Origin of the sequence: Rhodopseudomonas palustris, from assembly GCF_003031265.1 — a bacterium.
Classification (GTDB): Bacteria; Pseudomonadota; Alphaproteobacteria; order Rhizobiales; family Xanthobacteraceae; genus Rhodopseudomonas; species Rhodopseudomonas palustris_H.
This window is the reverse complement of sequence record NZ_CP019966.1, coordinates 3,315,405-3,338,915: the sequence shown is the minus strand read 5'-3', so window position 1 is coordinate 3,338,915 and position 23,511 is coordinate 3,315,405. Positions and strand designations below refer to the sequence as shown.

19 protein-coding genes are annotated in these 23,511 nt (G+C 63.4%); 9 read left to right on the top strand and 10 right to left on the bottom strand.

Annotated elements, in window-relative coordinates:
* Positions 1-46: 46 nt before the first annotated feature.
* Positions 47-3,283, top strand: a complete 3,237-nt coding sequence (locus RPPS3_RS15545) for an efflux RND transporter permease subunit (RefSeq protein WP_107344901.1) — start codon at positions 47-49, stop codon at positions 3,281-3,283.
* A 34-nt stretch (positions 3,284-3,317) separates the two neighbouring features.
* Here the strand turns inward: RPPS3_RS15545 and RPPS3_RS15540 are convergent, their stop codons facing one another.
* From RPPS3_RS15540 to RPPS3_RS15530, 3 genes are read right to left on the bottom strand one after another with little or no spacing between them, the layout of a single operon-like run.
* Entirely contained in the window at positions 3,318-4,547 is a 1,230-nt protein-coding gene (locus RPPS3_RS15540; protein WP_107344900.1) for a carboxylate-amine ligase, read from the bottom strand.
* On the bottom strand, positions 4,540-6,306 hold the full coding sequence (locus RPPS3_RS15535; protein WP_107344899.1) for an N-acetylglutaminylglutamine amidotransferase: 1,767 nt from the start codon (positions 6,304-6,306) through the stop codon (positions 4,540-4,542). Before RPPS3_RS15535 ends, RPPS3_RS15540 begins: the two co-directional genes overlap by 8 nt.
* A gap of 29 nt (positions 6,307-6,335) precedes the next feature.
* Positions 6,336-7,157 carry a class II glutamine amidotransferase gene (locus RPPS3_RS15530; RefSeq protein ID WP_107344898.1) on the bottom strand — a complete coding sequence of 274 codons (822 nt, stop codon included), beginning with the start codon at positions 7,155-7,157 and terminating at the stop codon, positions 6,336-6,338.
* 158 nt (positions 7,158-7,315) lie between these two features.
* On the opposite strand from RPPS3_RS15530, the gene RPPS3_RS15525 reads away from it, so the two are divergent.
* Genes RPPS3_RS15525 through cyoD form a run of 4 tightly spaced genes read left to right on the top strand, consistent with a single transcriptional unit; the run spans position 7,316 to position 11,194 of the window.
* Positions 7,316-8,209, top strand: coding sequence for a cytochrome ubiquinol oxidase subunit II (locus RPPS3_RS15525; protein WP_234819964.1), 894 nt, complete (start codon positions 7,316-7,318; stop codon positions 8,207-8,209).
* Positions 8,155-10,155, top strand: a complete 2,001-nt coding sequence (cyoB, locus tag RPPS3_RS15520) for a cytochrome o ubiquinol oxidase subunit I (protein WP_107344897.1) — start codon at positions 8,155-8,157, stop codon at positions 10,153-10,155. The genes RPPS3_RS15525 and cyoB overlap by 55 nt, the downstream gene beginning before the upstream one ends.
* Complete coding sequence (locus RPPS3_RS15515) at positions 10,152-10,802, top strand: cytochrome (ubi)quinol oxidase subunit III (RefSeq protein ID WP_107344896.1); 651 nt, start codon at positions 10,152-10,154, stop codon at positions 10,800-10,802. The genes cyoB and RPPS3_RS15515 overlap by 4 nt, the downstream gene beginning before the upstream one ends.
* Entirely contained in the window at positions 10,799-11,194 is a 396-nt protein-coding gene (cyoD, locus tag RPPS3_RS15510; protein ID WP_107344895.1) for a cytochrome o ubiquinol oxidase subunit IV, read from the top strand. The genes RPPS3_RS15515 and cyoD overlap by 4 nt, the downstream gene beginning before the upstream one ends.
* Positions 11,195-11,204: 10 nt before the next feature.
* Here the strand turns inward: cyoD and RPPS3_RS15505 are convergent, their stop codons facing one another.
* The 5 genes from RPPS3_RS15505 to RPPS3_RS15485 form a co-directional block, all read right to left on the bottom strand.
* Positions 11,205-12,341 carry a hybrid sensor histidine kinase/response regulator gene (locus tag RPPS3_RS15505; RefSeq protein ID WP_107344894.1) on the bottom strand — a complete coding sequence of 379 codons (1,137 nt, stop codon included), beginning with the start codon at positions 12,339-12,341 and terminating at the stop codon, positions 11,205-11,207.
* A complete protein-coding gene (locus RPPS3_RS15500; RefSeq protein WP_107344893.1) occupies positions 12,338-12,802 on the bottom strand; it encodes a response regulator in 465 nt (154 codons plus the stop codon). Before RPPS3_RS15500 ends, RPPS3_RS15505 begins: the two co-directional genes overlap by 4 nt.
* A 1-nt stretch (position 12,803) precedes the next feature.
* Positions 12,804-15,128 carry an ATP-binding protein gene (locus RPPS3_RS15495; RefSeq protein ID WP_107344892.1) on the bottom strand — a complete coding sequence of 775 codons (2,325 nt, stop codon included), beginning with the start codon at positions 15,126-15,128 and terminating at the stop codon, positions 12,804-12,806.
* The gene (locus RPPS3_RS15490) at positions 15,125-17,407 is read right to left on the bottom strand and encodes an ATP-binding protein (RefSeq protein WP_107344891.1); all 2,283 of its coding nucleotides are present in this window, start codon (positions 17,405-17,407) and stop codon (positions 15,125-15,127) included. Before RPPS3_RS15490 ends, RPPS3_RS15495 begins: the two co-directional genes overlap by 4 nt.
* A gap of 223 nt (positions 17,408-17,630) precedes the next feature.
* Positions 17,631-18,338, bottom strand: a complete 708-nt coding sequence (locus tag RPPS3_RS15485) for a response regulator (RefSeq protein ID WP_107344890.1) — start codon at positions 18,336-18,338, stop codon at positions 17,631-17,633.
* A gap of 419 nt (positions 18,339-18,757) precedes the next feature.
* On the opposite strand from RPPS3_RS15485, the gene pufB (RPPS3_RS15480) reads away from it, so the two are divergent.
* From pufB (RPPS3_RS15480) to RPPS3_RS15470, 3 genes are all read left to right on the top strand, one after another.
* Complete coding sequence (gene pufB / locus RPPS3_RS15480; protein ID WP_011158560.1) at positions 18,758-18,913, top strand: light-harvesting antenna LH1, beta subunit; 156 nt, start codon at positions 18,758-18,760, stop codon at positions 18,911-18,913.
* A gap of 12 nt (positions 18,914-18,925) precedes the next feature.
* Positions 18,926-19,105, top strand: a complete 180-nt coding sequence (locus tag RPPS3_RS15475; RefSeq protein ID WP_011158559.1) for a light-harvesting protein — start codon at positions 18,926-18,928, stop codon at positions 19,103-19,105.
* 151 nt (positions 19,106-19,256) lie between these two features.
* A complete protein-coding gene (locus tag RPPS3_RS15470) occupies positions 19,257-19,895 on the top strand; it encodes a hypothetical protein (RefSeq protein WP_107344889.1) in 639 nt (212 codons plus the stop codon).
* A gap of 527 nt (positions 19,896-20,422) precedes the next feature.
* Here RPPS3_RS15470 and RPPS3_RS15465 read toward each other — a convergent pair.
* Positions 20,423-20,620 carry a light-harvesting protein gene (locus RPPS3_RS15465; protein ID WP_107344888.1) on the bottom strand — a complete coding sequence of 66 codons (198 nt, stop codon included), beginning with the start codon at positions 20,618-20,620 and terminating at the stop codon, positions 20,423-20,425.
* A 12-nt stretch (positions 20,621-20,632) separates the two neighbouring features.
* Positions 20,633-20,788, bottom strand: a complete 156-nt coding sequence (gene pufB, locus RPPS3_RS15460) for a light-harvesting antenna LH1, beta subunit (RefSeq protein WP_011158557.1) — start codon at positions 20,786-20,788, stop codon at positions 20,633-20,635.
* A 511-nt stretch (positions 20,789-21,299) separates the two neighbouring features.
* Here pufB (RPPS3_RS15460) and RPPS3_RS15455 point away from each other — a divergent pair.
* On the top strand, positions 21,300-23,204 hold the full coding sequence (locus RPPS3_RS15455) for a potassium transporter Kup (protein ID WP_107344887.1): 1,905 nt from the start codon (positions 21,300-21,302) through the stop codon (positions 23,202-23,204).
* Positions 23,205-23,511 lie beyond the last annotated feature (307 nt).

The following is a 23,511-nucleotide window of genomic DNA, read 5'->3' as shown; positions in this document are numbered from 1 at the left end:
CAGGGATCATTGCGCTCGTGTGCGGGCGAACCGGCGGATCACAGCCATGAATTTCTCCAAGTTCTTCATCGATCGCCCGATCTTCGCCGGCGTGCTGTCGGCGGTGATCTTCCTCGCCGGCCTGTTGTCGATGCCGGTGCTGCCGATCTCTGAATATCCGGAAGTCGCGCCGCCGACGATCGTGGTGTCGGCGCAATATCCCGGCGCCAATCCGAAGGTGATCGCCGAGACCGTATCGACGCCGATCGAGGAGCAGATCAACGGCGTCGAGAACATGCTCTATATGAGCAGCCAGGCGACGACCGACGGCAAGATGACGCTCAACGTCACTTTCCGGCTCGGCACCGATCCCGACAAGGCGCAGCAGCTGGTGCAGAACCGCGTCTCGCAAGCCGAACCGCGGCTGCCGGCGGAAGTCCGCGCGCTCGGCATCACCACCATCAAGAGCGCGCCCGACCTCACCATGGTCGTGCACCTGATGTCGCCGAACGACCGCTACGACATGACGTATTTGCGCAACTACGCGGTGCTCAACGTCAAGGATCGTCTGGCGCGGATTCCCGGCGTCGGCCAAGTGCAGTTGTTCGGCTCCGGCGATTATTCGATGCGGGTCTGGCTCGACCCGCAAAAGGTCGCCGAGCGCGGTTTGTCGCCGGCCGACGTGGTGCGCGAGATCCGTGCGCAGAACGTCCAGGCCGCAGCCGGGCAGGTGGGCAGCTCGCCGGGCGAGCCGGGGCTCGACCTTCAGCTCTCCGTCAATGCACAGGGGCGGCTGCAGACCGAAGAGGAGTTCGGCGAGATCATCGTCAAGAACGGCGACAACGGCGAGGTGGTGCGGCTGCGCGATGTCGCGCGGATCGAGCTCGGCGCCGCCGACTACGCGCTGCGTTCACTGCTCAACAACAAGTCCGCGGTGGCGGTGCCGATCTTCCAGTCGCCGGGCTCGAACGCGATTCAGATCTCCGACAACGTCCGTGCGACGATGAAGGAGCTGAAGCAGAACATGCCGGACGGCGTCTCCTATGACATCGTCTATGACCCGACCCAGTTCGTCCGGGCCTCGATCGAAGCGGTGATCCACACGCTGCTCGAAGCGATCGCTTTGGTCGTGCTGGTGGTGATCCTGTTCCTGCAGACTTGGCGCGCGTCGATCATCCCGCTGATCGCGGTGCCGGTGTCCGTGGTCGGCACCTTCGCGGTGATGCACGTGTTCGGCTTTTCGATCAACGCGCTGACATTGTTTGGCCTGGTGCTGGCGATCGGCATCGTGGTCGACGACGCCATCGTCGTGGTCGAGAACGTCGAGCGCAATATCGAGCGGGGGCTTGGGCCGAAGGAGGCCGCTTATCAGGCGATGCGCGAGGTCACCGGGCCGATCATTGCGATCGCGCTGGTGCTGGTCGCGGTGTTCGTGCCGCTCGCCTTCATCACCGGCCTCACCGGGCAGTTCTATAAGCAGTTCGCCTTGACGGTGGCGATCTCGACGGTGATCTCCGCCTTCAATTCGCTGACGCTGTCGCCGGCGCTCGCCGCACTGCTGCTGAAGGGCCATGACGCACCGAAGGACGCGCTGACGAAGGCGATGGACAAGACCCTCGGCTGGTTCTTCGTTCGCTTCAATCGCTTCTTCACCCGCAGCTCGGAGGCCTATGGCGGCGGCGTTCGGCGCGTGGTGTCACGCCGTGCAGCGGGCATGGGCCTGTATTTGCTGCTGGTCGGCGCGACGTTCTATCTGTTCCACGCGGTGCCGGGCGGATTCGTGCCGGGGCAGGACAAGCAGTATCTGGTCGGCTTCGCGCAGCTCCCGGACGGGGCCACGCTGGACCGCACCGAGGAAGTGATCCGCCGGATGGGCGAGATCGCCCAGCAGGAGCCGGGGGTCGAGAACTCGATTCAATTTCCCGGCCTGTCGATCAACGGCTTCACCAACTCGTCGAACTCCGGCATCGTCTTCATCGGCCTGAAGGACTTCGCGGAGCGCAAGGACAAGTCGCTGAGCGGCAATGCGATCGCGCTGTCGCTGAACAAGAAGTTCGCCGGCATCCAGGATGCGTTCATCGCCATGTTTCCGCCGCCACCGGTGGCGGGGCTCGGCACCATCGGCGGATTCAAGCTGCAGATCGAGGATCGCGCGGGGCTCGGCTACGAGGCGCTCAACGAGGCGACCAAGGCGTTCGTCGCCAAGGCAAGCGCGCAGAAGGAACTGGCGGGGCTGTTCACCAGCTATCAGATCAACGTGCCGCAGCTTTATGCCGATGTCGATCGCACCAAGGCCCGGCAGCTCAACGTGCCGGTGACGTCGATCTTCGAGACGATGCAGATCTATCTCGGATCGCTCTACGTCAACGACTTCAACAAATTCGGCCGAACCTATTCGGTGCGGGTGCAGGCCGACGCCAAGTTCAGAGCGCGGGCGGACGATATCGGCCAGCTCAAGGTGCGTTCGGACTCCGGCGAGATGATCCCGCTGTCGACGCTGTTGCGGGTCAAGGAAAGCGCCGGGCCGGAGCGGGCGATGCGTTACAACGGCTTCCTCACCGCCGACCTCAGCGGCGGCGCTGCGCCGGGTTTCTCGACCGGGCAGGCGCAGGCCGCGATCGAGCGGGTTGCCAAGGAGACGCTGCCGAAGGGTACCTCGTATGAATGGACCGAGCTGACCTACCAGGAGATCATCGCCGGCAATTCATCGCTGATCGTGTTCCCGGTGGCGCTGCTGCTGGTGTTCCTGGTGCTGGCCGCGCAGTACGAAAGCCTGACCTTGCCGCTGTCGATCATCATGATCGTGCCGATGGGCCTGCTCGCCGCGATGTTCGGCGTCTGGATCAGCAAGGGCGACAACAACGTCTTCACTCAGATCGGGTTGATCGTGCTGGTCGGCCTGTCGGCCAAGAATGCCATCCTGATCGTCGAATTCGCGCGCGAACTCGAATTCGCCGGGCGCAAGCCGATCGAGGCGGCGATCGAAGCCAGCCGCTTGCGACTGCGGCCGATCCTGATGACCTCGATGGCGTTCATCATGGGCGTCGTGCCGCTGGTGACCTCGACCGGGGCCGGCTCCGAGATGCGGCACGCCATGGGTGTCGCGGTGTTTGCCGGCATGATCGGCGTCACGGCATTCGGCATCTTCTTCACGCCGATGTTCTACGTGCTGTTGCGCGCCCTGACCGGCAACCGGCCGCTGACGCAGCATGGCGAGGGGACGGTCGATCACGCCGCGCCATTGGCACCGGCAGCGCACGACGCCGAACCGCGTCGGCAAACGGCGATCGGGTCGCATCCCTGATGGGACCCGATCAGCTCAGACGGCGGAGGCGGACTTATTGGACCTGTTCGGCCTGTCCGCGTGCGGACGGGGCGGCGTCCTCGCCCAAGGTCTGGCGCGCGATCCATCCCGTGACGGCGCGGAGATCACCACCGCTGTCACGATAGGCCCGGAGCTGGGCATCGGCCGAGCTGCCGCGCTCCAGGATCTCGCGGCAGCCTTCGACCTCTTTGGCGCAGCCAAGGTCTTCGGCATGCGGCAGCACGCGAGCGATGACCTGGTCGAGAAACTCGCGGATCTCGATCGGACCGTCCTTCGACGCAAAGATGCAGTCGGTGCCGTAGCGCTGAGCACGCCATTTGTTTTCGACCGCGATCGCGCGTTCGACGTTGCCGACCTTGTGGGCTGAGGCGGGATGCTCGCAGAGATACTTGATCAGAGCACGATACAGCGACGCGATCAGCACCGCGTCCTCCAGGCGCGTACACACGTCCGGTGCGCGAAGCTCGAGGGTGGGGTGACGCAGCGACGGCCGCAGTGCCCACCAGACGTAGCTTTCGTCCGGCATCACGCCCGATCGCACCAGCGCCTCGACATAGGCGTCGTACTCGGCCTGAGTGGTGAACAACTCCGGCAGGCCGGTGCGGGGCAACTCGTCGTACGCGGCGAGGCGATAACCGCGCAGGCCGGTCTCCTTGGCATTCCAGAACGGGGACGACGTCGCCAGCGCGATGAACAGCGGCAGATATGGGATCATCGCCCGCATCACCGCCACGCGCTCGACCGGCGGTGGGATCTGGACGTGGACGTGCATGCCGCAGAGCATGTTGCGGTGGCCGATGGTCCGCAGGTCCTCGATCATTTCCTCATAGCGTGGCTTCGGGCTCGGCTTGGAAAATCGCCACGACGCGGTCGGGTGGGTGGCGCTGGCCATGATCACCAATCCGTGCGGCGCCGCCGCTGCCGCCACCTCATTGCGCAGGAAGCGCAGCTCCTCGCGGGCGTCGCTCGGATCGACGTGGACATTGGTCGCCACTTCGATCTGTGCCTGCAGCATCTCCCGCATCGCCTGACCGCCGGTCGACCAGCTCGCAGCCTCGAACAGGATGTTGGGCGTCTGCATGGCGACTTCGAAGGTCTTTGCGTCGGCGAGAAAATACTCTTCCTCGATGCCGAACGAATAGGCAGCATTGGCATCGATGCCGATCGCAGACCGGATCACCAGGTGCTGCTGATTGGCACTCAGGTTGAGTCTGAGCTTGTCGAGGATCTTCGGATCAAACATGGGTCTGCAACCAAGCTTCGAGGAGGGCGGCCTGCCACAGCCGCGAATGACCTTTCGGACTCATTTCTGCTTCGGGGTGATCGAGCATGTGATTGATGAACTCAGGACGATACAGGCCGCGGCTGCGCGCGGCGGACGAGGACAGGGTGTCGCGAACGTAGTCGAGGAATTCTCCCTGCAGATGCCGCAGGGCCGGCACCGGGAAATAGCCCTTCGGCCGGTCAATGACCTCCGCAGGAAGCAGCGCCCGGGCCGCCTTCTTGAGAATGTATTTGCCGCCGTCGCCGAGCTTGAGCGAGGTGGGCAGCCGGGCGGCCAGTTCGACCACCTCGTGGTCGAGAAATGGTACCCGCGCTTCGAGGCCATGGGCCATGGTCATGTTGTCGACCCGCTTGACCGGATCGTCGACCATCATGATTTCGGCGTCGATCTGCAGCGCCTTGTCGACCGGCGAACTCGCCGAGGTGCGGTCGAAGAAGCTCTCGACGAACTCCGAGCTGTAGTCGTCCGCGACCAGATCCGGCGTCAGCAGTTTGGCGATGTCGGAGTGCTTCCAGTCGAAATACACTTCGCGATACTGGTCGGAGGCATTATTGGCGGTGAGCAGGGAAGGGTACCAGCTATAGCCGCCGAACACCTCGTCTGCGCCCTGACCGCTTTGCACCACGGTGACCCGCTTCGCGACCTCGCGGGACAATAGATAGAAGGCGACGGCGTCGTGGCTGACCATCGGCTCGGACATCGCCTGGATCGCGTCCGGCAGATGCTGCAGAGCCTCCCGGCCGTCGATCCTGATCTGCTCGTGGGCGGTGGCGAAGTGCTTCGCCACCAGGTCGGAATAATAGAACTCGTCGCCCTGGTGTTCGCCGATACTGTCGAAGCCGATCGCGAAGGTTTTGACGTCGGCATGGCCGAGCCTGGCGAGCAGAGCCACGATCAGCGACGAGTCGAGGCCGCCGGACAGCAGGACGCCGACCGGGACGTCGGCGACGCGGCGGCGATCGACGGCGTTCCGCATTGCGTCGGTGACCGCCTCGGTCCATTCCTGCTCGGTCATCGCCCGATCGTCGCGCCGGGCGCCGACCGCGAAACTCCAATAGCGCCGCGTGGTCCTCGATCCATCGGGCTCCAGGGTGAGAATGGTGGCTGGTTCGAGCTTCTTGACGCCACGCAGGATGGTGCGCGGCGGAGGCACGGCGGCATGGAAGCTGAAGAAGTGATGCAGTCCGACTGGGTCGAGCGACGTATCGACGTCCTCGCCTGCGAGCAGCGCGGGCAGGTCGGACGCGAAGCGGAAATAGTCGGGGTGATCGATGTAGTACAGAGGCTTGATGCCGAGGCGATCACGCGCCAGCACCACACGGCCGCTGTCGCGCTCCCACAGCGCGAAGGCGAACATGCCCTTGAACCTGGTGACGCAATCGGCGCCCCAGGCATGATAGCCCTTGAGGATGACTTCTGTGTCGCCTTGCGAAAAGAACCTGTAGCCACGCTGCGTGAGCTGTTCGCGCAGCTCGCGGAAATTGTAGATGCAGCCGTTGAAAACGATCCCGAGGCCGAGTTCGCTATCGATCATCGGCTGCTGCGAAGCAGCGGCCAGATCGAGAATGCTGAGGCGGCGATGCCCGAACGCCATGCTGCCTTGCGCGAACAATCCTTCCGCGTCAGGTCCGCGCCGATGCATCGCGCGGGTGACGGCCTTCAATGACGAAATCGAGGGCTCGCCACGCATGCGGATCTCTCCGCAGATTCCACACATCTTTCTCCGGGGCCTCCGTTGCCGATATTTTAAGCTCGCTCGACAACATTCTGGGCAACCGTGGGTTCCTGCGGCAGATGCGCCGCCGTTGGCATGAAGGGACGAATTTCGACCGGCCGCGAGGGGCGCGAAATCAGCACGTGATTAGCAGGGACTTCGGACCAATGCTGTTCGGTGTCGAACGGCTCCGACGCCACGACCAGCGGGCCGTCATCGCGATAATATAGGGTGTTGGCCGTGTCGTTATGCGCGAAGCGGAAGGCGTAGAGGTCGTGTCCGTTCGCCAGCGCCGACGTAAACCGCATCCGTTCGCGCAAGCCGTCTTCGTCGACCAATGCGCTCAGCGCGCGCATCACACGCTGGGTTGCGCCGATCGGATCGTGCTCCAGGCCTTCGCCCATCATTGCCAGAAACACCGCTTCGGAATCGGTGGTGCCGAGCCGCGACGGATACAGATGATCCGGGATCATCGCCTCGACCTTGCGCCGCAATCGGCTCCAGCTGCCGATGAAGCCGTTGTGCATGAACATCCACCGTCCGCACGCGAACGGGTGGCAGTTCTGCCGCGTCACCGCCGTTCCAGTCGCCGCGCGAACGTGGGCGAAGAACATATGCGACTGCAGGTGTCGGCAGAGGTAACGCAGGTTCTCGTCCGACCACGCCGGCCGGGTCTCGCGATAAAGCCCCGGCTCGGGATGAATGCCGTACCAGCCGAGCCCGAAGCCGTCTCCGTTGGTGCTGCCGGCGGATTCCCGGGCGCGGAGGCTCTGATTGATCAGGGAGTGGACCGGTTCGGTGACGTAGCTGTCGAATGACGTTTCTTCTCCGCGGTATGCCAGCCAGCGGCACATCGATTCACCTCGAATTTCATTTGGCGCAGCGGCGCACATCGCGGGTCAACCCGAGCGCGAGAGACCAGTTCCGCAGGGCGCGCGGCAAGGGATAGGAACTGCGGTGAAGGATCCGGGTTAGCGGGCACGATCCCGTCCATTGAAGCATCGCCGCGCGCATGAACATCCTCGACCCGCAAGGTCCAGTCGCGTACGGGAACTCGACCATCCTGATCGACTCGGTTGTGATCATGTTGGCGATCGTGGTGCCGACAATCGTCGCGATCCTGGCGTTCGCATTTTGGTTCCGCGCTTCCAATCCGCGCGCCAGACATCGGCCGGAGTTCACCTATTCGGGCCGGATCGAACTGGTGGTGTGGTCGATTCCGACGCTCACCGTCATCCTGCTCGGCGGCGTCACCTGGATCGGATCGCATCAGCTCGATCCTGCCGCGCCGGTCGAAGGCACCGGAAGCCCGGTCCGCATCCAGGTGGTGTCGATGGACTGGAAGTGGCTGTTCATTTACCCGGATCAACGCATCGCGACGGTCAACACACTGACCGTGCCGGTCGGCGTGTCACTGCAGTTCGAGCTGACGTCGGCGAGCGTGATGAACGCGTTCTTCATCCCGCAGCTCGGCAGCATGATCTACACCATGAACGGCATGGTGACGCGGCTCAACCTGCGCGCCGATGCCGAGGGCGATCTGCGCGGATTGTCGTCGCATTTCAGTGGCGACGGCTTTCCCGACATGACATTTCCGGTGCACGTGGTCTCGACCGTGGCGTTTCCCGACTGGGTTGCCGAGACTGCGAAGAGCGGCCGCGAGCTCAACGCTGACAGCTATAAGGACCTGATGAAACAAGCACCGGAGAGCGGAACGCCGACCTATCGGCTGGCTGATCCGTTGCTATTTCACGCGATCAGCACCCAGCAAATCCCGCCACAGTCGGGACCGCGGCCGACCGAACAAGGCGCGCCGTCCCACATCGAAGCGAATTGGGGAGCCAACGCGATATGCTCGGCAAGCTCGACTGGTCGGCCATTCCGATTGATCAGCCAATCCCGCTGATCGCTGCGGCGATCGTGATGGCGGCGATCCTTGCCACGCTGCTGTGGGCGGGGATCAAGGGCTACTTCCCGTATCTTTGGCATGAGTGGATCACCAGCGTCGATCACAAGCGGATCGGTGTGATGTACGTGCTGCTGGCGATGGTGATGCTGCTGCGCGGCGGCACCGATGCGATCATGATGCGAACCCAGCAAGCGGTCGCCTATCAGTCGCCGGGATATCTGCCGCCCGAGCACTACAACCAGATCTTCTCGGCACACGGCACGATCATGATCTTCTTCGTCGCCATGCCGTTCGTGATCGGGCTGATGAACCTGGTGGTGCCGCTGCAGCTCGGCGTCCGTGACGTGGCGTTTCCGACTTTGAACTCGGTCGGGTTCTGGTTGACCGCGAGCGGCGCGCTGCTGGTCAACCTGTCGCTGGTGATCGGCGAATTCGCTCGCACCGGCTGGCTGCCGTTTCCGCCGCTCTCCGAGCTGAGCTACTCACCGGGCGTCGGCGTCGACTATTACGCCTGGGCACTGCAGATCTCCGGCATCGGCACGCTGGTGGCCGGGATCAACCTCGTCACCACCGTGCTCAAGCTGCGGACCCGCGGCATGACCTACTTGCGGATGCCGATGTTCTGCTGGACGACGCTGGCCTCGAACTTGCTGATCGTCGCGGCGTTCCCGATCCTGACCGCCACCTTGGCGATGCTGCTGCTCGACCGCTACCTCGGCTTCCACTTCTTCACCAACGAGGCCGGCGGCAACATGATGATGTTCATGAACCTGATCTGGGCCTGGGGTCATCCGGAAGTTTACATCCTGGTGCTGCCGGCGTTCGGCGTGTTCTCCGAAGTGGTGTCGACGTTCTCAGGCAAGCCGCTGTTCGGCTATCGCTCGATGGTGCTGGCGACGATGGCGATCTGCATCATCTCGTTCATGGTGTGGCTGCACCACTTCTTCACCATGGGGGCGGGGGCCACCGTCAACGCGGTGTTCGGCATCGCCAGCATGATTATCGCGGTGCCGACCGGGGTGAAGATCTACAACTGGCTGTTCACGATGTATGGCGGCCGGATCCGGTTCGAGACGCCGATGCTGTGGGCGGTTGGCTTCATGGTGACGTTCATTATCGGAGGGCTCACCGGCGTTCTGGTTGCGGTGCCGCCGGCCGACTTCCAGCTCCACAACAGCATGTTTCTGGTGGCGCATTTCCACAACGTCATCATCGGCGGCGTGCTGTTCGGCGCGTTCGCCGGCTACACCTACTGGTTTCCCAAGGCGTTCGGCTTCCGCCTGCACGAGGGGCTCGGCAAGGCCGCGTTCTGGTTCACGCTGATCGGCTTCTACGTCACCTTCATGCCGCTGTATGTCGCCGGCCTGCTCGGCATGACGCGCCGGCTGCAGCACTACGACGTCGCCGCCTGGCATCCTTGGATGATCGTGGCGGCGATCGGCACCGGGATCATCAGCATCGGCGTGATGCTGCAGATCGTGCAGTTCGTCGTCAGCATCCGCCACCGCGACGAGTTGCGCGATCGCACCGGTGATCCGTGGGATGGCCGTTCGTTGGAATGGGCCACCGCGTCACCGCCGCCGGTGTTCAATTTCGCGGTCGCCCCTGATGTTACGGGCGAGGATGCGTATTGGGCCGCGAAGCAGAAGGCGCAGCAGCACGGTCTCGAAACCCGCACGCAGGACTATCGCGACATCGAGATGCCGTGCAATTCGCCGACCGGCATCGTATGCGCGTTCTTCGCCACGGTGATGGGCTTTGCGATGGTGTGGCACATCTGGTGGATGGTGGTGCTCGGCGGCATCGGCGCGTTTGCCACCTTCGTGGTGTTCGCCTGGCGTGACCACGACGAATACGTCGTTCCCGCCGCCGAGGTCGAACGGATCGACCGCGCCAATATCGCGGAGCGCAAGGCGGCGCTGAGCGCCGTGGCCGCGTCATGACCGAGGTTGCGCTGTCGCACGGTCAGGCAGACCCGCACCATCTGGGCGGGCTGCAGTCGGTCGGCGCCAGCCACGCCGGGCCGGCCTCGAAGCGGATCGTGGCCGGCTACGGCTTCTGGATCTTCCTGTTGTCCGACATCGTGATGTTCTCGTGCTTCTTTGCGAGCTACGCGGTGCTGTCGGGCGCCACCGCCGGCGGGCCAGCCGGTGCGCAGCTGTTTGATCTCCGCAACGTCGCAATCGAGACGGCTTGCCTGCTGCTCTCGAGCTTCACCTGCGGCATGGCGAGCCTCGCCGCTGCGGTCGGCAGCCAGCGCTGGTTTCAGGTCGCGATGGCGGCGACCGGCATGCTCGGCGCGGCGTTTCTCGGACTGGAGCTGCGCGAGTTTGCCGACCTGGTGGAGCAGGGGGCCGGCCCGACCCGCAGTGCGTTTCTCTCGGCCTTCTTCACGCTGGTCGGCTGCCACGGCCTGCACGTTACCGCGGGTGTGCTGTGGCTGCTGACGATGATGGCTCAAGTGTTCGCCAAGGGCTTCCGGGCCGACATCTGCCGGCGCCTATTGTGTTTCGCGCTGTTCTGGCACGCGCTCGACATCATCTGGGTGGCGATCTTTTCGATGGTCTATCTGTTGGGGAGCGGCACATGAGCGAGCAGCGAAGCGGCCACGGCGGCGAGCTCTATGACGTCGCGCCCGGCGATGAAGAGGAAGTCCGCATCGGCCCGCGACTGCTCGGCTATGGCGTCGGGCTCGGTCTGTCGGTTCTGCTCACCGCGACGTCGTTCTTCATCGCCGGCACGGATCTGGTGTGGCAGCCGAGCATTCCGGTGGCGATCGCGGTGCTGGCGATCGCTCAGATGGGCGTGCAGCTCGTGTTCTTCCTGCACATCACCACCGGTCCCGATAACACCAACAACGTGCTGGCGCTCGCGTTCGGCGGCCTGATCGTGCTTCTGGTGGTCGGTGGCTCGATCTGGATCATGGGCCACCTCAATCACAACATGATGCCGATGGAGCAGATCATGCGGATGGGCGGCTGAGGCAGCCCGATCAGCTCGGCGCGCCGAGAGGTACGCGAACAAACAGCGCGGTGCCGTGTCCGGTTTCGGTTTCCAGTTCGACGGTGCCGTCGACCAAGGCAAGTCGCTCCCGCATGCCGACAAGTCCGAGCCGGCGGGACGAATGCTCGTCGGCCTGTTCAGGAGGGATGCCGCAGCCGTCGTCCTCGATGATGCAGATCACGTCGCTGCCGCGGAATTCGAGGATCACGCCGACCCGGGTCGCATGGGCGTGGCGGACCACATTGGTGATGCCTTCCTGCACGATTCTGTACAGCGCGCTTTCGATATCGGCCGGTAGCCGTCGTTCGCCGAGACCGAGATGCAGATCGAACACCAGGCTGCAATGCGGCTCCCAGCTTGCGACCAGTTGGGACACGGCGTCTTCGAGCCCGAGCGTGTCGAGCGCGGTCGGCCGTACTTCCCATGCCACCCTGTGCAGGCTGGTGCTGAGATCGTTGACGATGTGCTTCAGCGACGCGACCTTTTCGGCGAGGCTGGCCGCCGTGGGCGTGCCGCGCGCGAGCGCATCCAGGCCGAATTGAACGAGGGTGACCATCTGCCCGAGATTGTCGTGCAGTTCGCGTGCGATGCGTTTGCGCTCGGTTTCCTGGTCGATCATGGTCTGCCGCAGCACCTTGAGCACGTCGGCTTCGGCCGCGGCGCGGCGTTCGCTCTGCACGACCAGCTTCCGCGCCGTGGTGCGGCATTCCACCAACCGGCGGTCGAGGGTCGCCAGCGTCCTTGCTTGGCGGGTCGCGTAGCGCATCGCCCGTTCGAGCACGATGGCATCGAACTCGCCCTTGACGAGGTAATCATTGGCGCCGACCTCGGTTGCCGCCTGATCGACCATCGGGTCGCCGTGGCCGGTCAGCACGATGATCGGCTTGATGTTGCCGCGATCGCGCGCGTCGCGGATCAGATCGAGCCCGCTGCGCGGACCGAGGCGAAAGTCGACGAGATAGAGGTCGTGCTCTTTGCGATCGATCGCGGCCGCCGCCTCGTCGAACCGCGATACCCAGTCGAGCGTTGCCCGAAACCCGGGGATCTTCTGCAGCATCCGCTGCATCGTCAGGTATTCGACCTCCGCATCGTCGACGAGCAGGATTCGGGACGCGATCGCGCTCACGGCCGATAAGCCTCCGTGGTCGGAAGCGAGGCCGTGTTCATCCAGAAGTGCCAGAGCGAGCGGATCGCCTCGACGTAGTCGGCGATATTGGCCGGCTTGACCAAATAGGCGTTGAAGCCGATCGAATAGGCTTCGGTGATGTGCTTGGCACTTTCCGAGGTCGACAGTGCAATCACCACCAGATGCCGTACCGTCTCGTCCTGCCGCAACAGCCGCACGACTTTCCGGCCGTCGAGCCGCGGCATGTTGAGGTCGAGCAGCACGAGCGCAGGGGTGGGTGCGTCCGCACGGCCGGCGAACCGGTTGCGGCCATAGATGTAATCCAGTGTCTGCTCGCCATCGCTGACGAAGCGGAGATCGGCGGCAATCGAGGCCCGCGCGAAGACTTCGGTCAGGATCAGCTTGTCGTAGTCGTGGTCTTCCGCCACCAGCACCGTCGGAAGCGTGCGCTCGCGGGTCATTTCAGCTCTCCGTCGTGTCCTGCTCGCACAACGGCAGCGTGAAGGTGAACACCGATCCCTGTCCGACGTGGCTCTTTGCCGAAATCGTGCCGCCGTGCCGATGGACGATCTTGCGGCAGATCGCCAGGCCAATTCCGGTGCCTTGATATTCGTCCGGACCGTGGAGGCGCTGAAACGGCTCGAAGATCTGCTCGCGGTATTGCTCATCGAACCCAATTCCGTTGTCGGCGATCGTGATGCGTGCTCTCCGTATGTTCGCGCCGGCAGGCGCCGGCAGCGGGCTATCGATCGTCGCTGCGATGGTCACGCGAGGCAGCCGCTCGGCATCGCGATACTTCACCGCATTGCTGATCAGGTTCTGCAGCAATTGCCGGATCTGGCTGCCGTCGCACAGCACCGTGGGAAGCGGATCCGAGACGACTTCGGCACGTGCATCCTGCAGCATCGGCTTCAGATCGGACAACACCTCGGCCAAAATCTGGTTGAGGTCGACCGGTTGCAGCGGCCGGGCCTGCCGGCCGATCCTGGAGTATTCGGCCAGATCGTTGATCAGCGCGCGCAACCGGCGCGACGACGCCTCGATCCCATTCACCATCACGCTGAGGCGGCTCCGCGCTTCAGGGAGTAATAGATCGCTCAACAGGCCAGCGAATGCTTCGATGTGGCGCAGCGGCTCCTTGAGGTCGTGGGCCGCGACATAGGCGAACGATTCCAGCTCGTCATTACTGCGGGATAGTTCGCGGTTGGCATTCTCCAGTTCTTCGGCGCGGCCGAGAATAACGTCGACCACGAGATCGCGGATCTCTTCCGCCGCGACGATCTCATGGCTACGCCAAGGGCGCGATCGGTCGCGGACTTCCTCGCGCCAAGCCTCGAACGACGCGCGGGTCTGTAGGCGCTTGCCCCGCGGGCCGATCTGCACCGGCTTGTGCGGATCGCCACCCCAGGTCACGGTCTGTGCCACTTCAGGCCGGAACCACAGCATCAGCGTCGTCGAGGCCCGCCCCAGGGGCACGGCGAGCAGGCCGCTGGCGATGTCCGAATACACCTCGGCCTCGGGAAAGCTCGCCGAGAGCTGCTGGGTTTGAAAGATGCCGCGCGACTCGCGGTGCGACAGCCATGACGCCAGAGCCTGGATCTCGTCGGCGGATGGGGTTCGTCCGAAGGCGGTGACACCGTCGAAGCTGCTCAGCGCAAATCCGGATGCGCCCATCAAGGTGAGCATTTCGTCGCTGACGCGGCTGAGGCCGGCGGTGAGGCCTTGCTCGTCGCCGAGCTCGTGCAGCAGCCTGTTCTGGATGGCGCGCATCCGCACGCTGTGGCGGACGATTTCGGCTTCCTCGAGCACGCCGATCTGCCAAGTCAGCACCTGGGCGATCAGTTCGCAGGCCTGCCGGACTTCGTAGGAGACAAAGCGCGGCGTCAGATTGTGGCAGGAGATCATGCCCCAGAGCCGGCCGTCGCGCACGATCGAGATCGACATCGCGGCGTGCATGCCCATGTTGACCATGTACTCGAGATGGGTCGGTGATACGCTGCGCAGCACCGAGAAGCTGAGATCGATCGGGCCGCCGACCCGCGGGTTGACGTCAGGCACCAGCGGCGAGGGGCGATACCCGATGTTCGGGATGATGCGGACGGGATTGATCGTGTACAGCGCGCGCGATTGCGCGGGGATGTCGGACGACGGAAAGTGAAAGTCCATCAGCGACGGAATTCCGGTGTCACGGTCTTCGGCGATCACCTGACCGCTCCAGTCGGCCGCGAACCGGTATACCTTGATCCGGTCGAATCCGGTGATGCGGCGGACTTCGCTGGCTGCAATCCGGCAGGCGGCCGGCAAATCGGCCGCGGTCTGCAGACGACGGATCGCAACGCGGACACTGCGAAAGAACTCGTTCGTGTAGCGCGACTCGTCGCGCGGCTCGAGTTCGAGAATGACCAGAGAGTCGTGCCGGTGCAGAATGCCGTTGAACGCGCGTTCTCCTTCAGACGTCGCGACGTCCACCCGGATCGGGTTCATGGCCGCCGTATCGCCGCCGTAGAGAACGTGCGTCAGCCGCGCGAAGCTGGCAGCGGTGATGTGGTTGGCGATCGACACGTCGAGCAGCGCAGCAGGCGACTGCCCGAGCAGATCCTCCACGTTGGCGCTGACGGATACGATCCGCAGATCGGCATCGACTAAGGCGAACAGGTAGCCGTGGGGTTGGATCGCGCCGGGAATATGAATCGGTTCGCGGTCGCACTCGGTAAGGTCAAGCGCGAGCCGCCCGCTCGGATCTGTCACGGCTGCATCGGGCGGGCCTGGATTTGATGAAGAGCTCATCGTTCATCCTGCCCATGATCGCCCGCAACCGGCAGCGTGAACCAGAAGGTCGAACCTTTCCCCGCAATGGTGTTGACGCCGACACGTCCGCCATGACGCTGAACGATCTTACGACAGATCGCGAGGCCGATGCCGCTGCCCTCATAGTCGTCTGGGCCGTGCAGCCGCTGGAACGGTTCGAACACCTGATCGATATATTTCTTGTCGAAGCCGATGCCGTTGTCGGTGACGCAGATCCGGATGGCCGGCTCCGCTCCGATCTCGGGACGCCCGCCATTGTCGTCCGGTTCTGCATAGACGTGAATTCGGCAGGGCCGCGCCGGATCGCGATATTTGAGCGAGTTGGCGACCAGATTCTGCAGCACCTGACGGATCTGGTTATGGTCGCAGCGCGCGAACGGCAGCCGGTCGGCCTGGATCTCGGCGCGTGCTTCCGCGACCCGCGGCTGCAGGTCGGCCAACACTTCGTTGAGGACCGTTTCGAGCGACACCCAGGACAGGGGCTTCGATCGGCGGCCGAGCTGCGAAAATTCCGCCAGATCGTTGATCAGGTTGCGCAGCCGCCGCGACGATTTCTCGATGCCGCTGACCATGACGCCGAGGCGCTCATCCCCCATTTCGTGGATGTTGTCGGCGAGCAGGCCGGCGAACGCCTCGATATGGCGAAGTGGCTCCTTGATGTCGTGCGAGGCCACGTGGGCGAACGATTCCAGCTCCTCGTTGCTGCGGGCGAGCTGGGTGTTGATGCGTTCCAGCTTTTCGGTGTTGCGCAGAATGACGTCGATGATCAGGTCGCGGATTTCAACAGCGGCAGCAACCTCGTGCGGCTGCCATGCGATTGCTCGGCCGTGGGTCTGCTCGGTCCAAGCTGCAAACGAGGTGCGCGGCCGCAGGCGCCCGGATTCAGCCGTCACCGACTTGTCGGGATTGCCCGCCCAATACACCGTCTGCGCCACTTCGGGCCTGAACCACAGCATCACCCGGCGGGGCGGTGTGCGCGACAGGGGGACGGCGAGAACGCCGCTCGCGACCTCGGCGCAGGCGCTGGCTTCCGGAATGATGGTCGACAACCTGTCGGTCTGGAATAGTTCGCTGCCGCCGGAGCGGCCGGCCAGTTGCGCCAGTTGATCGATGATCGGCGAGGGTGGGGTCTGCCCGATCGTGATCACGCCTTCGCGGCTATGCAGGCAAAGGCCGGATGCTCCCATCAGCTCGAGCAGCGCTTCGCTGTTGCGCGCCAGTCCGGCTCGATGATCGTGCAGTTGTTCGATGTCGTTGATCAGGCTGCGCTGAATCGCCTGGCCCTTGAGCGTCTGGCGTGTGATCGCTTGCTCTTCCATCACCCCGATCTGCCAGGCCAGCACCTGGGCGACCAGTTCGCAGGCCTGACGGCCGTCGAGATCGACGTAGTTCGGCTTCCGGTGATGGCAGGCGATCAGCCCCCAGAGCCGCTCGCCTCGCAGAATCGAGATCGACATCGTGCCGTGCATCCCGATATTGCGCATGTATTCGAGATGCACGGGCGACACGCTGCGCAGGATGGCAAAGCTGAGATCGATCGGCCGCCCGGTGATCGGATTGAGGCTTGGGGAGACCGGCACCGGCCGATAATTGATATCGGGAATGATCCGGACCGGGTTGATCGTGTAGAGCCGGCGCGCCTGCGCCGGGATGTCGGAGGCCGGAAAGTGCAGGCCGAGATACGACTCGACCTCGGCGCGTCGATTCTCTGCGATCACTTCGCCGCTGAAGTCGGGAGCGAAACGATAGATCATCACCCGATCGAATCCGGTGATCTCGCGCACCTCTTGCGCGGCGGCCGCGCAAGCGGTTTCCAGCGTCTCGGCGGCCTGCAGGCGGCGGATCGCGCTGTTGGTACGGCGAAAGAACGCCTGCGGCTCTGCGACGTCCAGCTGCGGAGGCTCGAGTTCAAGGAAGACGAGCTGATCGTGGCGGTGCCAGGAGCCGACGAAGTCACCGCCTTTTCGCACCGAGAATCCGACCGCGATCGGCGCTCCCACGGCTGCTCCGGGCTCGGCCAAGGCAATCGTCAACCGGTTGTGGGTTTCGGAATCGAAGACATCGGCCGCTGAACGGCCGATCAGGTCGCCGATTGCCAGTCCGGTGAGTTCGGGAAGGTTGTCGCTGCCGGCGACGACCGTCATGTCGGCGGCGAGGGCGAGCAGCAATCCATGCGGCTGGATAGCACCGGGGATATGGATCGGCTCGTCGTCGCAGGTCGATAGGTCTGGCTGCCTGGCGACGGATCCTTCGGTCATTGCATTCCCGCCTGAGTGTCGATTGCTGGGCACGCAGCGTCTTGTGCCGCCCTTCAACGACCGATGCCGCCTGAATGCTGGCCCGCCATGGCGCGCACCGTTTTGCGCAAGATCAAGAGGATGAGGGAAGGTCCGCCGCTGTCGACCAAATTGGTAACAAAATGCCAATCTTCGGCGCTCCCTGTCGACCCGTCGAAATCTGCAGAACGGGAGACTTCGCTGTCTACAACCCGGAATTTTCCAGCCAGCCCATGTCCAGCGCGAAGCGGATCAGTTCGACGCGGTTGGTGAAGCCCAGCTTCTCCATCGCGCGCGCCTTATAGGTCTCGACGCTCTTCGGCCCAACCTGCAGCTTGGCGGAGATCACCTTGTTGCTGTGCCCGACCGACGCCAGCCGGAGCACATCCAACTCGCGGGAGCTGAGATGCGAGATCTGGCTGGTTTCGCCGAGATTTGTCGGCGCGGCATGGACGACTCTGCCCAGCGCCTGACCGGCGATCGCCGGATCGAGATACACGCCACCCTTGGCCACCGCGTGAATTCCACGGATCAGTTCATCGGTGGCCGATCGCTTGAGAATGTAGCCGGCGACGCCGAGCTTCAGCAGCCGGCGCAGATTGGCACCGTCTTCCTGCACCGAGACGACGACGACGCGGGCCTTGGGACGGGCTGCGAGGTACTTCTGGATGACCTCCATGCCATACATGCCCGGCATCGACAGATCGAACACGGCCACGTCCGGCTGCAGTTCGATCGCCCGACGGAGCGCTGTTGGACCATCCGCTGCTTCGCCGACGACGTCAAACTCGGGATCGGCTTGGAGCAGCATCTTCATCCCGCTCAAGACCACCGGATGATCGTCCGCGATGAAAATCCGGAGATGTCCCTGATGCACCCGTCGCGTGAGTTTCTGATCCATCGTCCACACCATCCACCGCACAAGATCGCGGTGCCGAAAGGGTTCTCGTTGCCCCCTGATCTTCACGGCGAAAACTACACCCGGCGGTGTCGTGGTCGGTTGGCGCAAATCAAATCGGAACGTCAGGAAATCCTGACGTTGGAGTCCAACATCCAGCATCGTACGGACGGTTCGCTTCTGTCAGCCCAAATTGACGCTTCGAGACGTCGGCGTAAGTTCACCCCCGCGTCCTGATCACAGAATCTTGATGATTATCGGGGCGGGGCGCACGAGAGCCGAGCTGAGACGCTTCCGAAATTTCGGATGCAGACAGTGAAGCGATCATCAGATCCATTGCTGACACCGCGAGCACTCGTTCGGCGTAGCAGTGAACAACTACCTGCGTGCGGGTTCAGCACGAAACTGATCGTTAGTCTCTTAGGAGGTTATCCATGGTAGACGATCCGAACAAGGTCTGGCCGACTGGGCTGACCATCGCGGAATCGGAAGAGCTCCACAAGCACGTGATCGATGGTTCGCGCATTTTCGTGGCCATCGCGATCGTGGCGCATTTCCTGGCGTATGTTTACTCGCCCTGGCTGCACTAAGGAGTATCGAAGATGAATCAAGGTCGTATCTGGACTGTTGTGAAGCCGACCGTCGGTCTCCCGCTGCTGCTCGGCAGCGTTGCCATCATGGTCTTCCTGGTCCACTTCGCTGTGCTGACGCACACCACCTGGGTCGCGAAGTTCATGAACGGTAAGGCTGCCGCGATCGAGAGCTCGATCAAGGCCGTCTAAGACAGTCTCTGACTGTTGCTGCGGTGGCTGGGATCCGAGGATCCCCGCTACCGCGGTCAGCCAGGCTTCCTGGCTCTTCCCTGGTTCCTGCGCGCTTTCCGACCGCGCGCTGGTGTCGGTTGATCTGCCCGGGACGTGAAGGAGAGATGCCATGACGTTTCAAGTCATTCTCTGCTACGAGACCGTCCGCCAGGTTGCGGGTCTGGAATCTGAATTGAAGACGAACGGTTTCGAGAAGGCTCAGGTTCTTCCGAACGGGACCGTGCCGAACCGCGGCAGTATTACCGATCTCACCAATGCGATCAGCAAGCTCGGCGTCCTGCGCGCGACCGCTGCGGGCCTGGCCGAAACGATCAGCCGAGGCGGTGCTGTTGCGATCGTGCCTGCGCATTTCGGTGCGGGCGGCAAGGCCACCGAAATCATGAAGAAGTACAATCCGATCGTCAACAAACCGGTTGCCAAGCCGCGTGCATGGGACGATGCGGCTCCGTTCTCGTCGCTGCTGCATCTGCCGGTGCTGAGTAAATCGCAGCCGTTCAAAGGACATTCCGGCACGCCGTTGATCATCGAGCAGCAGGACGCTTACCGCTCGAATTCGGGCGAGCCGCTGGTGATCAAGCAGACCGGAGGCTACCGCTCGATGTCAGGGACGCCTCTGCTGCTCGACGGCGAAACCTATAAGTCGTTCTCGGGAACACCTTTGTTGGTCGAACAGAAGGGCGCCTACAGTTCGTTCTCCGGCACGCCTCTTCTGGTGGACAGCAACACGCTGTTCCTCACCAGAGCCTGAGTGCGGAGCCGACCGTCCATTTTCCCTCTGCCGACAGTGTTTTCAGCCATCACTGTCGACAGTCCGCGGTAACTCGAAGATTTAGCGAGCCTGCCATCTCGCGCACCTCCCGAGTTGCTTACGGCGCAGGCGGCACTCTTGAGGTGCCGCCTGCGAACTCGGACATCCTTCCTCCCAGCCTGTTGCATTACTGCCGCTTCGAGCTCTCTTGCGGGGCGTCCCTGCCCGCAGGGGCATGTGGCCGCCAGACGACATCATCCGACGTCGTCACTGGCGCCTGCGTGCCGCATCGCGCGACCGCGTTGGCCGCCGGCAAGGTCGCGTGAACGGGATATCGATGGAAGAGTGGATTTGTGGACGATCGGCGCCCGACCGCATTCGTCAGGTGCGAGGTCATGGCCTCGTCAATCGGCCGTCAACGCCTGCAAGGGCAACAAGGGAGATCGGGAGGGAGCTCCGAGGTCTCGGACTCTCCAGGAGGACAGAGCCGTCGCTGCGGGCTCCCTCCGTCACTCAGGAACGGGAAGTTACTTCTTAGCCGGCGCGGCCGGCGCCGCTGGTGCGGGCGCCGCGGCGACGGACTTACCGTTCATGAAAGCGGCCACCCAGGAGGTGTTTTCGAGGACCGCGAAATGCACGGCAAAAGCCATGACGGCCACGCTGCCGAGCAGCAACGGAAGACCGACTGTCGGACTGACAACGGTCCAGATACGACCTTGATTCATCTCAGTGGCTCCTTAGTGCAGCCAAGGCGAATACACATACGCCAGGAAGTGCGCCACGATCGCGATCGCCACGAAGATGCGCGCGCCATCGATCACGTGCTTGTGGATCTCCTCGGATTCCGCAATCGTCAGACCCGTGGGCCAGACCTTTTTCGAATCGTCGACCATTAGATGACCCTCTTGTTGCGTCGCGTAGTTCACGCGACCGCGCTGTGACACTAGGCCGGCGCGACGCGTAGTAAATCGGGGATGACATGCGGGGTGGTCCGTCTGAACACGGACTCGTGATCGTCGCGTCAGGAAATCCCTCTAGGAGCCGGGGCTAGTCAGGAAACGAATGGTACGTGTCGCCGGCGGTGAGCACGGGCAGTCATCGCATCTGGCCATGCGGCGGGCGAGTCCTGGAGGTGACCGATGCCGGCGTTGGGAGCTGAGATTCGGGTCAAGCCGATCCCAGCGTTTCGCGCGGGTGAAGCTGTGCGAAAAGCGGCGGTCGGCGTGCCTGTTGGGCCTTGCGGGAGCCCGGTATAAAGATCTCATAAAGAACCGTCGGGCCCGATATAGGAGCCGTATAGGCGTAGCTACGATTGCGTGCCGCGATGTCTTGACGCCGTGTCCGCCGTAATTTCAGGGTGCCGGAAACTGCGGGCAGGTGGCCCGCTGAACGTCACAGGGCGCCATGACTGAAGCCGTTTCCGACGTCGCCATTGCGAAGGACTCTCCCAAGCCGAATTCGTTCTGGACGCTTGCCCTGGGGTCGATCGGGGTCGTCTACGGCGATATCGGCACCAGCCCGTTGTATGCCCTGAAGGAAAGCCTCACCGCAGCGTCCGCGGGCGGAGCGCTGACGCAAGAGATGGTCTTCGGCGTGCTGTCGCTGATGCTGTGGACGCTACTGATCATCGTCACCTTGAAATACGTGCTGCTAATCATGCGCGCCGACAACCACGGCGAGGGCGGCACACTGACCTTGATGGCGCTGCTGCAGAGCGTGATGCGGCGTCGGTTCGCGGCGATCTCGCTGCTCGGCATGGCGGGCGCCGCGTTGTTCTACGGCGACGCCATCATCACGCCGGCGATCTCGGTGCTGTCCGCCGTGGAAGGCCTGAAGCTGGTTGCGCCGGGCTTCGATCCGTACATCCTGCCCCTCAGCATGGCGATCCTGGTCGGGCTGTTTCTGGTGCAGAGCTGGGGCACCGCGGCCGTGGCGACGTGGTTCGGGCCGTTGATGCTGATCTGGTTCGGCCTGATGGCGGTTGCCGGCACCGCCAATCTGATCGGCAATCTCCATATCCTCGGTGCGGTCAATCCGATCTACGGTATCGAGTTTCTGCTGCATCACGGCCATGCCGGCCTGCTGGCGCTCGGTGCGGTGTTCCTGACAGTGACCGGCGCCGAGGCGCTATACGCCGACATGGGGCATTTCGGCCGGCGGCCGATCCAGGTGGCGTGGCTGGTGCTGGTGTTTCCGTCGCTCGCGCTATGCTACCTCGGGCAGGGCGCGATGTTGCTGTCGTATCCGGAGCGGCTGGAGAACCCGTTCTTCCTGCTGTTTCCGGATTGGGCGCTGTTGCCGATGGTCTGGATCGCGACCGGCGCCACGATCATCGCCAGCCAGGCGGTGATTTCCGGTGCCTATTCGCTGACCCAGCAGGCGATCCAACTCGGGCTGCTGCCGCGGATGGAGATCCGCCGCACCTCCGAAACCGAAAAGGGACAGATCTACATTCCGCGCGCCAACTGGCTGCTGCTGATCGCGGTGCTGTATCTGGTGTTCGCGTTCAAATCCTCGAGCGCGCTGGCGTCGGCCTACGGCATTGCCGTCACCGGCACGATGGTGCTGACCAGCATCATGGCGTTCTTCGTGATGCGGAAGTGTTGGCATTGGCCGGCGGCGGTCGCGACCGCGGTGATCGTCCCGTTCCTGATCATCGACCTGATCTTCCTGATGGCCAATCTGCTCAAGATCGTCGATGGCGGCTGGATCCCGTTGATGATCGGCGTCGGCCTGATGGGCGTGATGGTGACGTGGCGCCGTGGCTCCAAGATCGTGGCGCGGAAGACCGTTCGAGACGAAATCGATCTGAACGATTTCATCGCATCGATCTCGGCCTCGTCGTCGATCAGCCGGGTTCGCGGCACCGCCGTGTTCCTGACCGGTAACCCCAACTCGACGCCGACCTCGTTGATGCACAACCTCAAGCACAACAAGGTGCTGCACGAGAAAAACGTGATCCTGCGGGTCGTGACCGAAGACGTGCCGCGCGTCAGCGAGGACGCGCGGCTGAGCTATGAGCCGGTCAACGACAGCTTCGCCAAAATCACGATTCGGTTCGGCTATATGGAGACGCCGGACGTTCCTAAGGCGCTTGTGGCGTGCCGGCCGCTCGGTTTTGCCTTCGACATGATGAGCACCTCGTTCTTCCTGTCGCGGCGGGTGATCCGTCAGGCAACCCCGTCCGAGATGCCGCGTTGGCAAGGCCTGCTGTTCGTCAACATGGCGAAATGGTCCGACGACGCCAGCTTGTATTTCAAGATTCCGACCGGCCGCGCGGTCGAAGTCGGAATGCAGATCACGGTGTGACGGACCGCGACGCCTGAGAAGCTAAGCGCGGCACTCCACGAGCAGGCGGGTGGGCGGCTGACGCCTGGATGAGCGCTCGCGCGCCGCCGCCGCGACGTCCGCCTATATGGCTTTCCTATATCTTCGCCGCTGAAGCGATCTCGAAAACCTACGCCGCAAGTGGCACCTCGGCTGGGTACGAGTTGGGCGCGTCAACGACGTGGCCCGTCGCAGAAGAGGCCTTCAATGTCCGACATTCTGATGCTGGCGTTATGCGCCGGACTGTTCACGCTGGCGATCGGTTACGCCTATGCGTGCGAGCGTCTTT